The sequence below is a fragment of the Citrobacter sp. HN-141 genome (assembly GCF_033341895.1).
Lineage (GTDB): Bacteria > Pseudomonadota > Gammaproteobacteria > Enterobacterales > Enterobacteriaceae > Citrobacter.
The window spans coordinates 239,599-251,858 of the sequence record NZ_JAWPBF010000007.1; the positions used below are offsets into that span (position 1 = coordinate 239,599).

10 protein-coding genes are annotated in these 12,260 nt (G+C 54.2%); 7 read left to right on the plus strand and 3 right to left on the minus strand.

Translation table 11 applies throughout. The features are described 5' to 3' along the window. Nucleotides 1-64: 64 nt before the first annotated feature. Entirely contained in the window at nucleotides 65-727 is a 663-nt protein-coding gene (gene fsa / locus RYZ59_RS11220) for a fructose-6-phosphate aldolase (protein WP_137384309.1), read from the plus strand. Nucleotides 728-813: 86 nt separating this feature from the next. Here the strand turns inward: fsa and moeB are convergent, their stop codons facing one another. Continuing rightward, nucleotides 814-1,563, minus strand: a complete 750-nt coding sequence (gene moeB / locus RYZ59_RS11225) for a molybdopterin-synthase adenylyltransferase MoeB (protein ID WP_318047681.1) — start codon at nucleotides 1,561-1,563, stop codon at nucleotides 814-816. Then, complete coding sequence (moeA, locus tag RYZ59_RS11230) at nucleotides 1,563-2,798, minus strand: molybdopterin molybdotransferase MoeA (RefSeq protein ID WP_318047679.1); 1,236 nt, start codon at nucleotides 2,796-2,798, stop codon at nucleotides 1,563-1,565. The genes moeB and moeA overlap by 1 nt, the downstream gene beginning before the upstream one ends. Before the next feature lie 175 nt (nucleotides 2,799-2,973). On the opposite strand from moeA, the gene RYZ59_RS11235 reads away from it, so the two are divergent. From RYZ59_RS11235 to gsiD, 6 genes are all read left to right on the plus strand, one after another. Continuing rightward, a complete protein-coding gene (locus tag RYZ59_RS11235; RefSeq protein WP_318047677.1) occupies nucleotides 2,974-3,762 on the plus strand; it encodes an aminoglycoside adenylyltransferase family protein in 789 nt (262 codons plus the stop codon). A 214-nt stretch (nucleotides 3,763-3,976) separates the two neighbouring features. Beyond that, nucleotides 3,977-4,942: a beta-aspartyl-peptidase gene (gene iaaA / locus RYZ59_RS11240; protein ID WP_318047676.1), complete on the plus strand. Its 966-nt coding sequence runs from the start codon at nucleotides 3,977-3,979 to the stop codon at nucleotides 4,940-4,942. Then, nucleotides 4,929-6,800, plus strand: coding sequence for a glutathione ABC transporter ATP-binding protein GsiA (gene gsiA, locus RYZ59_RS11245; RefSeq protein ID WP_318047674.1), 1,872 nt, complete (start codon nucleotides 4,929-4,931; stop codon nucleotides 6,798-6,800). The genes iaaA and gsiA overlap by 14 nt, the downstream gene beginning before the upstream one ends. 28 nt (nucleotides 6,801-6,828) lie before the next feature. Continuing rightward, nucleotides 6,829-8,367 (plus strand): glutathione ABC transporter substrate-binding protein GsiB, encoded by a 1,539-nt coding sequence (gene gsiB, locus RYZ59_RS11250; protein WP_318047673.1) that lies wholly within the window; start codon nucleotides 6,829-6,831, stop codon nucleotides 8,365-8,367. Between the two features lie 46 nt (nucleotides 8,368-8,413). After that, the gene (gene gsiC / locus RYZ59_RS11255; protein WP_137384302.1) at nucleotides 8,414-9,334 is read left to right on the plus strand and encodes a glutathione ABC transporter permease GsiC; all 921 of its coding nucleotides are present in this window, start codon (nucleotides 8,414-8,416) and stop codon (nucleotides 9,332-9,334) included. 2 nt (nucleotides 9,335-9,336) lie between these two features. Continuing rightward, the gene (gsiD, locus tag RYZ59_RS11260; protein WP_137384301.1) at nucleotides 9,337-10,248 is read left to right on the plus strand and encodes a glutathione ABC transporter permease GsiD; all 912 of its coding nucleotides are present in this window, start codon (nucleotides 9,337-9,339) and stop codon (nucleotides 10,246-10,248) included. 92 nt (nucleotides 10,249-10,340) lie between these two features. Here gsiD and rimO read toward each other — a convergent pair whose 3' ends face one another. Beyond that, nucleotides 10,341-11,648, minus strand: coding sequence for a 30S ribosomal protein S12 methylthiotransferase RimO (gene rimO / locus RYZ59_RS11265; protein ID WP_318047671.1), 1,308 nt, complete (start codon nucleotides 11,646-11,648; stop codon nucleotides 10,341-10,343). Between the last annotated feature and the right edge of the window lie 612 nt (nucleotides 11,649-12,260).

Genomic DNA, 12,260 nt, shown 5'->3' on the forward strand with positions numbered 1-12,260 from the left:
ACTAACCGTGAGGTTTCGCCGTGCTACCTTTTATTCATGCTAATTATTAGTTTGAGGAAAGGTTATGGAACTCTATTTAGATACGTCTGACGTTGCGGCGGTAAAAGCGCTGGCGCGTGTTTTTCCGCTGGCGGGGGTGACAACCAATCCGAGCATTGTAGCGGCAGGTAAGCAGACGCTGGACGTGCTCCTGCCGCAATTGCAGGAAGCGATGGGAGGGCAAGGACGTCTGTTTGCTCAGGTAATGGCGACTACCGCCGAAGGTATGGTCAGCGATGCGCGTAAGCTACGGACGATTATTCCTGAGATTGTGGTGAAAGTGCCGGTCACAGCTGAAGGTCTGGCGGCGATTAAGTTGCTGAAGAAAGAAGGTATCCCGACGCTGGGTACTGCGGTATACGGTGCTGCTCAGGGGCTATTAGCTGCGCTGGCTGGCGCAGAGTATATTGCACCCTATGTTAATCGCGTGGATGCACAGGGGGGAGACGGCATTCAGACGGTGAACGCCCTGCAGCGCTTACTGAAAATGCATGCCCCGCACGCCAAAGTACTGGCCGCCAGTTTTAAAACCCCACGCCAGGCGCTGGACTGCCTGCTGGCGGGCTGCGAAGCCATTACGCTGCCGCTGGATGTCGCTCAGCAGTTGATTAGCGCCCCGGCCGTTGATGCTGCAGTGGCGAAGTTTGAACACGACTGGCAGAGCGCGTTTGGGCGGACGTCTCTCTGATGCTGTTGCCGGGTGGCGCTAACGCTTACCCGGCCTGTGTTCGGGCCGTTGTAGGTCGGGTAAGGCGAAGCCGCCACCCGACTTTTTTACCGACCGCAAACCTCACACCCTGGATTACGCATCAGCTTCATTTCGCGAAACTGGCAGGTCATGGCGTCATACATCACGATTTTACCGGATGCCGGTTTACCGTAGTTTGCCAGCAGCTTAATGGCTTCCATCGCCTGAAGTGAACCTATCACACCGATGAGAGGAGCCATTACACCCGCTTCTACACAGGTCAGGGCATTTTCACCGAACAGGCGGCTCAGACAGCGATAGCAGGGCTCACCCTCCTGGTATGTGAAGACCGTAATTTGTCCTTCCATGCGGATTGCCGCGCCGGATACTAGCGGAATCTTTGCGGCGAAACAGCCGGCATTCAGCTGATTGCGGATACTGACATTATCGGTGCAGTCCAGCACCAAATCATGTTCGGCGATCAGCGCATGAATTGCAGTATCGTCGAGAAGGGCATTCACTGGCGTAATAGCGATATAAGGATTAATCCGAGCCAGTGCGTCGCGTGCCGACTCTACTTTTGGCTGGCCAACGGTTGCGTCACTATGCAACGTCTGGCGTTGCAGGTTTGAGACGGACACGGTGTCAAAGTCGAGCAGGGTTAACTGCCCGACGCCAGCGCCCGCCAGATACTGGGTGGACGCACAACCAAGCCCGCCCAGACCCACGACCAGTACCCGCGCTTCTTTGAGCGCTTCCTGACCTTCAAAATCGAAGCCGCGTAGAATGATTTGCCGGTTATAGCGCATCATCTCCTGGTCGCTGAGTTCCGCCATTACAGGCCTCCAAACAGGGCGTTAAACGGCTCGACTTCTACCCACTCGCCAGCTTCAACGTTACCGCGATCGCGCTCCAGCACGATAAAGCAGTTGCCGAGGCTAAAGGAGCTAAAAATATGCGAGCCCTGATGTCCGGTTGTGGTCACTTCCAGTTCGCCTTCTGCGGTACGCTGTAATACACCGCGCTGAAAATCCAGACGGCCAGGCGTTTTCTTCAGGCGTGATGCGGTGCGCACGCGCTGGCGTGGCGGCAGCCCGCAGGCGGTGTTACCGCTGAGTTTCGCCAGTAGCGGTTGTACCAGTTGATAAAAGGTGAGAGCCGCAGACACCGGGTTTCCGGGCAGGCCGCAAAACCAGCTGTTGCTCAGTTTGCCGAAAGCGAACGGTTTACCCGGTTTGATGGCCAATTTCCAGAAGGCGATTTCTCCCAACTCTTCCAGAATGATTTTGGTGTAGTCTGCTTCACCCACCGACACGCCGCCGGAGCTGATGACAACATCGGCCTGGCTGTCGGCTTCGATAAATGCGGCGCGTAGCGCGTTAGGATCGTCGCGGATAATCCCTAAGTTGATCACTTCACAGCCCAACTGTTGCAGCATCAGATGCACGGTCAGGCGATTGGTATCGTAAATCTGTCCGTCGCCCAGCGGTTGACCCGGCAGTTGCAGTTCATCACCGGTAGAGAACAACGCCACGCGAACTTTGCGAACGACCGGTACTTCGGCAATACCGAGCGAGGCCAGAACAGGAAGTTCTGCGGTTGTCAGACGCGTTCCGGCGGGGAATACCACCGCGCCGTTGGCGATATCTTCACCGCGCAGACGAATATTTTGTCCGCTGCGGACGTCGGCGGTAAAACGAATACCGTCGTCAGTTTGTTCAGTCTGCTCCTGCATGACGACGGCTTCACAACCGGCGGGTACCGGGGCGCCCGTCATAATTCTAATGCAGGTTCCCGCAGGCCATTCACCATGGAAAGGCTGACCGGCAAAGGCTTTACCTGCCACGGAGAGCGGCTGGCCGGATTGCAGGTCGGCCAAACGCACCGCATAACCATCCATTGCCGAGTTATCGAATCCTGGGACATCAATGGGAGAGACGATATCGGTCGCCAGAATGCGACCAAAACATTGAACCAGCGGCAGCGTTTCGACGGCGGTGAGTGGGGTAATACGCGAAAGCATCTGAGAGAGAGCCGTTTCAAGCGGCATCAGTCCGGCGGTAAATTCCATGTGAAGACTCCTGCGGGGCAAAATCGAATCCGGTTATTATGTCAGAAAATGGACGCGGACAGTATGCCACCTCAGGCTTAGGATCGGATCTGATAACGGTTTTCTGCCAGAGGATAGCGCTACAGGAAAAATGCCGTATAAACTCAATGATTCTGCTTTTTTCCCTGGGGGCTAAATGACTCATCATATTCCGGACGCCATTCGACGCCAGGTGAATGCCGCCAGCGTGCTGATTGCACGGATTATCGAGGGCAATCTGGTTGCCATTCATTTGTATGGTTCTGCAGTTGAAGGGGGATTAAAACCCCAAAGCGACGTCGATTTACTGGTTACCATCAGGCAACCGCTGGATATGCAGCAAAGAAAAGAATTGATGCAGGGTTTTCTGGAAATATCAGCACCGCCGGGCAGTGCCGATAGCTATCGGGCGCTGGAAGTGACCGTTGTACTGTTCTCGCAGATTGTACCGTGGCGATTTCCACCAGCGAGAGAAATGCAGTTTGGCGAATGGTTGCGTGAAGATATCTGCGCTGGCGTGTATGAACCGGCGCAGGTGGATCCTGACCTTGCCATTCTGCTGACCCAGGCCCGGCGTGCCAGCGTACCGTTGTTCGGTAAACCCGCTGAGACATTATTCAACGTCATCCCTTTTAGCGATATCGTACAAACATTTCGACATATCCTGGATATGTGGCAGAAACCGGCCGATTTAGAAGGGGATGAGCGCAATATCATCCTTGCTCTGGCGCGAATCTGGTATAGCGTCGTGACCGGTAATATTGTTGCTAAAGAGACGGCCGCATCCTGGCTGATACCGCAATTGCCCACTGAGCATGCCGCCACGCTGCAGGCTGCGCGTGCGGAGTATCTGGGGTTAACCACCGTGGATTGGGGCGTATCGATGCCGTCGGTTGAACGTTTTGTCGGGTACGCAAAAACACAGATTGCCGGGCTGCTGAAATAGTTTATCTAACCGCATCGGGAATAAGCCTGGCGTATTCGTGAACAACCGCCGCTTATTTTGCCGCTATCCGTAGGTTAAACGGACTGGCTCTGTAGAAGGGGCCTTTACCTTTACATGACGCCTGCATCTTTCTATATTCAAAAATCGAATCAATAACTCACAGAAATTCTGATATTTATAACCCCGTTACCTGCCACCTTAATGGATGAAAAAAATGGGCAAAGCAGTCATTGCAATTCACGGCGGCGCTGGGGCAATAACCCGCGCAGAGCTAAGCCAGGAGCAGGAGTTGCGTTACATACAGGCGCTGTCAGAAATCGTTGAAGCCGGTCAACGTATGCTGGAAGCGGGCCGAAGCGCGCTGGATGTTGTCACTGAGGCCGTGCGGCTACTGGAAGAGTGTCCTCTGTTTAACGCCGGAATTGGTGCTGTGTATACCCGTGATGAAACCCATGAACTGGATGCCTGCGTCATGGATGGTAATACCCTGCAAGCGGGGGCTGTTGCCGGAGTCAGTCATCTGCGCAACCCGATCCTTGCGGCGCGTCTGGTGATGGAACGCAGTCCTCACGTCATGATGATTGGCGAAGGGGCGGAAAATTTTGCCATTGCGCAGGGCATGGAACGGGTTTCTGCTGATGTTTTCTCTACCCCTGAACGCTATGCGCAACTGCTGGTGGCGCGTGCTGAGGGTAAAACGGTACTTGATCATAGCGGCACTCCGCTGGATGAGAACACCAAAATGGGCACCGTCGGCGCGGTGGCGCTGGATATTTTCGGCAACCTGGCTGCGGCGACCTCGACCGGTGGAATGACCAACAAATTACCGGGGCGGGTGGGCGACAGTCCTTTAGTTGGCGCAGGTTGCTATGCCAACAATGCCAACGTTGCGGTTTCATGTACGGGAACCGGAGAAGTATTCATTCGCGCACTGGCGGCCTATGACATTGCAGCGCTGATGGATTATGGCGGCCTGAGTCTGTCAGAGGCGTGCGAGCGCGTGGTGATGGAAAAATTGCCGGCGCTGGGCGGCATCGGTGGATTAATTGCTATCGATCATGAAGGGAATGTGGCTTTGCCGTTTAACAGCGAAGGTATGTACCGCGCATGGGGATACGCTGGCGATACGCCAACCACCGGTATTTATCGGGAAAAAGGAGATAGCGTTGCCACACAGTGATGAGCTTGATGTCAGTGACGTACTGTCCGTCAGCAACCTGAATATCGCCTTCGAACAAGAACAGCAGCGTATCAGCGCCGTACGAAATCTGTCGTTTCGCCTGAAACGTGGAGAAACGCTGGCGATTGTTGGCGAATCGGGTTCCGGCAAATCGGTAACGGCCTTGTCGCTGATGCGTCTGATTGAACAGGCGGGCGGCGAGGTAAGCTGTGATGCGATGTTGTTACGGCGGCGCAATCGGCAGGTGATTGAACTTGGCGAGCAGAGCGCAGCCCAGATGCGCCATGTGCGCGGCGCGGATATCGCGATGATTTTTCAGGAGCCGATGACGTCGCTAAACCCGGTGTTTACCGTGGGCGAGCAGATCGCTGAGTCCATTCGCCTTCACCAGGGGGCCAGTCGCGAAGAGGCAATGGTGGAAGCCAAGCGCATGCTTGACCAGGTTCGCATCCCCGAATCGACGGCCATTTTATCGCGCTATCCACATCAGCTTTCTGGCGGAATGCGCCAGCGGGTGATGATTGCCATGGCGCTATCATGCCGACCGGCGGTGTTGATTGCTGACGAGCCGACAACGGCGCTGGACGTCACTATTCAGGCGCAGATCCTGCAACTGATAAAAGTGCTGCAGCAAGAGATGTCGATGGGCGTCATTTTTATCACCCACGATATGGGCGTGGTGGCAGATATTGCTGACCGAGTGCTGGTGATGTACCAGGGCGAAGCGGTCGAAACGGGCAGCGTTGAGCACATTTTTCATGCTCCGCAGCATCCTTATACTCAAGCGCTGTTGGCGGCTGTGCCGCAACTTGGGGAGATGCGCGGGCATGACCTTCCGCGACGCTTCCCGCTTATTTCTTTGCACGATCCTCATCATGTTGAACCTCAAACCGAGCAGGACACGGTGGTTGAGGGAGAGCCGATTCTGCGGGTTCGCAACCTGGTGACACGTTTTCCCCTGCGTAGCGGCATCCTTAATCGCGTGACCCGCGAGGTGCATGCGGTGGAAAACGTCAGTTTTGATCTCTGGCCCGGTGAAACGCTTTCACTGGTTGGCGAGTCGGGTTGCGGTAAATCAACGACCGGGCGGGCATTGTTGCGTCTGGTGGCGTCCCAGCGTGGGGAGATTTTCTTCAATGGGCAACGCATTGATACCCTGGCTGCCAGCAAGTTGCAGCCGCTGCGTCGGGATATCCAGTTTATCTTCCAGGACCCTTATGCGTCGCTCGATCCGCGCCAGACGGTGGGATACTCCATCTTAGAGCCACTGCGGGTGCACGGTTTGTTACAAGGTGATGCGGCGACAAAACGGGTCGCGTGGTTGCTGGAGCGTGTCGGGTTGCTGCCTGAGCACGCCTGGCGCTATCCGCACGAATTTTCCGGCGGTCAGCGGCAACGTATCTGTATAGCCCGGGCGTTGGCGCTCAATCCAAAAGTGATCATTGCCGATGAGTCCGTCTCGGCACTGGATGTCTCGATTCGCGGGCAAATTATTAATCTGTTGCTCGACCTACAGCGGGAAATGGGTATTGCGTACCTGTTTATTTCCCACGATATGGCGGTGGTGGAGCGGATTAGTCACCGCGTGGCGGTAATGTACCTGGGGCAGATTGTTGAGATCGGCACCCGACGGGCGGTGTTTGAGAATCCACAGCATCCCTACACGCGAAAACTGATGGCGGCAGTCCCGGTTGCCGATCCATCGCATCAAAGGCCACAGCGCGTGCTGTTGTCGGATGATATCCCCAGTAATATCCGCAAACGCGGTGAAGAGATCCCCCCGGTTTCACTACAGTTAGTGGAACCGGGGCATTATGTTGCGCGTGCGCCAGCGGAAAATGCGCTTTCGCGTTTATGACAGGCAGGCAGGGTTTAAGGAGAATAACATGACAAAAATTGTTGCCCGTAAATGGCTGGTTGCTCTGGGGGTCGCCTCTGCGCTGGCTGCATCCCCATCCTGGGCTGCCAAAGATGTAGTGGTTGCGGTAGGGTCTAATTTCACCACCCTCGACCCTTATGATGCCAACGACACGTTGTCGCAGGCGGTAGCCAAGTCGTTTTACCAGGGACTGTTCGGCCTTGATAAAGAGATGAAGCTGAAAAATGTGTTGGCGGAAAGCTATACCGTTTCTGATGATGGCCTGACGTACACCGTTAAACTGCGACAGGGCGTGAAGTTTCAGGATGGGACTGACTTCAATGCGGCTGCGGTAAAAGCCAACCTCGATCGCGCCAGCAATCCGGAAAATCACCTTAAACGCTATAACCTGTATAAGAATATCGATAAAACCGAGGTGGTTGATCCCGCTACGGTGAAGATTACGCTGAAGCAGCCATTCTCTGCCTTTATCAATATTCTGGCGCATCCGGCTACGGCGATGATATCTCCGGCCGCGCTGGAGAAATACGGGAAAGAGATAGGCTTCCATCCGGTAGGGACGGGGCCGTACCAGCTTGAAACCTGGAATCAGACCGACTTTGTCAAAGTTAAGAAGTTCACGGGCTACTGGCAGCAAGGGTTGCCAAAGCTGGATACGATTACCTGGCGTCCGGTAGCGGACAATAATACGCGTGCGGCAATGCTGCAAACCGGGGAAGCGCAGTTTGCTTTCCCCATTCCGTACGAGCAGGCAGCGTTACTGGCGAAGAATAAAAACCTGGAACTGGTCGCCAGCCCGTCTATTATGCAGCGTTATATCAGCATGAACGTCACGCAAAAACCGTTCGATAATCCGAAGGTGCGCGAGGCGTTGAATTATGCCATCAACCGTCAGGCGTTGGTGAAAGTGGCGTTTGCGGGTTATGCCACGCCGGCAACTGGCGTTCTTCCGCCATCGATAGCCTATGCGCAAAGCTACACGCCGTGGCCTTACGACCCGGCAAAAGCACGCGAATTGCTGAAAGAAGCGGGTTATCCCAACGGCTTTACCACCACGCTGTGGTCATCCCATAACCACAGCACCGCGCAGAAAGTGCTGCAATTTACCCAGCAGCAGCTGGCGCAGGTGGGCGTGAAGGCTCAGGTCACGGCGATGGATGCCGGGCAGCGGGCCGCAGAAGTCGAGGGCAAGGCGCAGAAAGAAAGCGGGGTACGGATGTTCTACACCGGCTGGTCGGCGTCTACGGGCGAAGCGGACTGGGCGCTGTCGCCGCTGTTTGCGTCACAAAACTGGCCGCCAACCTTGTTTAATACCGCGTTCTACAGTAACAAGCAGGTGGACAATGATTTAACGGCGGCATTGCAGACTAACGATCCGGCGCAAAAAGCGCAGTTGTACAAAGACGCGCAGGATATTATCTGGAAAGAGTCGCCATGGATCCCGCTGGTGGTGGAGAAACTGATCTCGGCGCACAGTACGAATTTGACCGGATTCTGGATCATGCCCGACACCGGGTTTAGTTTTGATGACGCGGATTTGAAATAAGCTATTCATTCGGCCCTGCATGGACGGGGCCGGCGAAGGGAGTCTGATGCTCAACTATGTTTTCAAGCGCCTGCTGGGGTTGATTCCGACGCTGTTAATTGTGGCGGTGCTGGTGTTTTTGTTTGTTCACTTGCTACCCGGCGATCCGGCGCGGCTTATTGCCGGGCCGGAGGCCGATGCAGAGGTGATTGAATTGGTACGTCGGCAGTTGGGCCTGGATCAGCCGCTGCACGTTCAGTTCTGGCATTACATGACCAACGTATTACAAGGCGATTTCGGTACCTCGATGGTTTCTCGCCGTCCGGTTGCCGACGAGATTGCCAGCCGTTTTATGCCGTCGCTGTGGCTGACGATCGCCAGCATGGCGTGGGCGGTTTTGTTTGGTATGACGGCGGGGATCATTGCCGCCGTTTGGCGCAACCGCTGGCCTGACAGATTGAGCATGACGCTGGCGGTCACTGGGATCTCTTTCCCGGCCTTTGCGCTTGGTATGCTGTTAATGCAGATCTTTTCCGTTGAGTTGGGTTGGCTACCGACCGTAGGCGCGGATACCTGGTTGCACTACATTCTCCCTTCAATCACGCTAGGGGCGGCGGTGGCCGCGGTACTCGCCCGTTTTACCCGTGCCTCGTTTGTCGATGTGCTTAGCGAGGACTATATGCGCACCGCGCGGGCGAAGGGGGTGAGCGAAACCTGGGTGGTGCTAAAACATGGTCTGCGGAACGCCATGATCCCGGTTGTCACGATGATGGGGCTGCAGTTTGGCTTTTTGCTGGGTGGCTCGATTGTGGTTGAGAAGGTATTCAACTGGCCTGGACTTGGGCGCTTGTTGGTCGACTCAGTTGAAATGCGTGACTATCCGGTGATCCAGGCCGAAGTGCTGTTGTTTTCCCTGGAATTTATTCTTATCAACTTAGTGGTGGATGTGCTCTATGCCGCCATTAATCCGGCTATCAGGTACAAGTAAGGATGCGATTTTTTAACTGGCGCCGACAGGCGATTTTAAATGCGATGCCCCTCGTTAAGCCAGATCAAATACGTACGCCGTGGCATGAGTTCTGGCGTCGTTTTCGTCGTCAACATGTTGCGATGATCGCGGGGTTATTTGTGCTGGCCCTGATCCTGGTGGCCATCTTTGCCCGTTGGCTGACGCCATTTGATGCTGAAAACTACTTCGATTACGACCGGCTGAATGACGGACCGTCGATGCTACACTGGTTTGGCGTGGATTCGTTAGGCAGGGATATTTTTAGCCGCGTACTGGTTGGCGCACAAATTTCGCTGGCGGCCGGGGTCTTTGCCGTCTTTATTGGCGCGGCGATTGGCACGGTGCTGGGGCTGCTGGCCGGGTATTACGAAGGCTGGTGGGATCGGCTGATTATGCGTATCTGTGACGTACTGTTTGCCTTTCCAGGGATTTTGCTGGCAATAGCTGTGGTGGCGGTGCTAGGAAGCGGGATTGCGAATGTGATCATTGCTGTTGCGGTGTTTTCCATTCCGGCTTTTGCGCGACTGGTTCGTGGCAATACGTTGGTGCTTAAGCAACAGACGTTTATTGAGTCAGCACGCAGCATTGGTGCCAGCGATGCGACCATCATCTTCAACCATATTCTGCCTGGAACGGTCTCTTCAATCGTGGTTTTTTTCACCATGCGTATCGGGACGTCAATCATTTCTGCCGCAAGTCTGTCCTTCCTCGGTTTAGGCGCACAGCCGCCGACGCCAGAGTGGGGGGCCATGCTCAATGAAGCGCGGGCTGATATGGTGATCGCGCCCCACGTGGCGATTTTCCCGGCGGTGGCGATATTCCTGACGGTGCTGGCGTTTAACCTGCTGGGGGATGGGCTGCGCGACGCGCTGGATCCGAAAATTAAAGGGTGAACCGTAGGCCTGATAAGACGCTTCAGCGTCGCCATCAGGCATTGCCGGATGCGGCATAAATGCCTTATCCGGCCTACGTTGGGTTACGCTATTTAAACGCGGGTGCCCCACAGATCGTATTCATCTGCGTTTTCGACTTTCACGTGGAGGATGTCGCCAGGCTTCACGTTGGTTTCGCCATTCAGATATACCGCACCGTCGATTTCAGGGGCATCAGCCATACTTCGACCAATCGCGCCTTCTTCGTCAACTTCATCAACGATGACCAGAATCTCGCGGCCGACTTTCTCCTGCAAACGTTCAGCAGAGATCTGCTGCTGCAGCTGCATAAAGCGGTTCCAGCGTTCTTCTTTTACCTCTTCCGGGATTTGATCTGGCAGATCGTTGGCTCCTGCACCTTCTACCGGGCTGTATTTAAAGCAGCCGACGCGGTCCAGGCGCGCTTCTTTCAGGAAGTCGAGCAGCATCTGGAAGTCTTCTTCGGTTTCGCCCGGGAAGCCAACAATAAACGTTGAACGCAGGGTCAGTTCAGGGCAGATTTCACGCCACTGTTTAATACGTGCCAGCTGTCGGTCCACAGAACCAGGGCGTTTCATGAGTTTCAGAATACGCGGGCTGGCGTGCTGCAGTGGGATATCCAGATACGGCAGGATTTTCCCTTCCGCCATCAGCGGGATCACATCATCGACGTGCGGATACGGATAGACGTAGTGCAGACGGGTCCAGATGCCCAGTTTTGACAACTGTTCGCACAGGTCAACCATGCTGGTTTTAACCGGCTCGCCGTTATGGAAACCGGTACGATGCTTCACATCCACACCGTAAGCAGAAGTATCCTGGGAGATCACCAGAATCTCTTTCACGCCCGCATCGACCAGACGTTTAGCCTCGCTCAGAACGTCGCCAATCGGACGGCTCACCAGATCGCCACGCATGGATGGAATAATGCAGAATGTGCAGCGGTGATTACAGCCTTCAGAAATCTTCAAATAGGCATAATGGCGCGGGGTCAGTTTGACACCCTGCTCTGGAACCAGACTCTGGAACGGGTTGTGCTTCGGCTTCGGCACGTAGTGATGCACGTGCTCCAGAACCTGTTCGTAGCTGTGCGGTCCGGTAATTTCCAGCACCTTCGGGTGGACTTCACGGATCTGATCGACTTTGGCGCCCAGACAGCCAGTGACGATCACTTTGCCGTTTTCGTTCAGCGCTTCGCCAATGGCTTCCAGTGACTCCTGAACGGCGCTGTCGATAAAGCCGCAGGTGTTAACGATGACCATATCCGCATCGTCGTAACTTGGCACAACATCATAGCCTTCGGTACGAAGTTCGGTCAGGATGCGCTCAGAATCGACGAGGTTTTTCGGACAACCTAGTGATATAAAACCAATTTTTGCCATTTTCTTATACTGTACATTGCTCGTAATCGGGGGATTATACAGATGCCTTCACACGACATCTATATCTGATCGGCATAATACGCAGAGAATACCCATTGCGTGTTTCTGTTAGTGAAAGGTGTTTAGCGAGTCTAATTCCGGCTTTAAGTGCCGCTTCTTGGCTATGGAAACTTATTATCGTAAATTTTATCTCGTCGAGCGTTATTAATGAGGTTTATTTTGAAAGAGATTGTTTTGAAGTCGAAACTTGAAATGGCTAAAACACTGTATGCTAACGGAGTGAGTTTATATTATATCTCCCTGGCTACGGGGCTGAGTTGGCGGGTATTAATGTCGGAATTAAGTTTTCTCGCCAGTCATGAAGTCATTCGAAATAAAACTGACGCTCGCAAAGCAGATTTTAAATAATTCACCTGTCTGTTACGTATCCTACAATATTATGAAAGGTAATGCCTATATGTATATTTCACCGCTGCCGGTCGCCCCGGATTCTGATGTTGATAAGCTGAGAGATGATATTGCTAATAAGCTTTTATGGTGATGCTGCCAACTTACTGATTTAGTGTATGATGGTGTTTTTGAGGTGCTCCAGTGGCTTCTGTTTCTATCAGC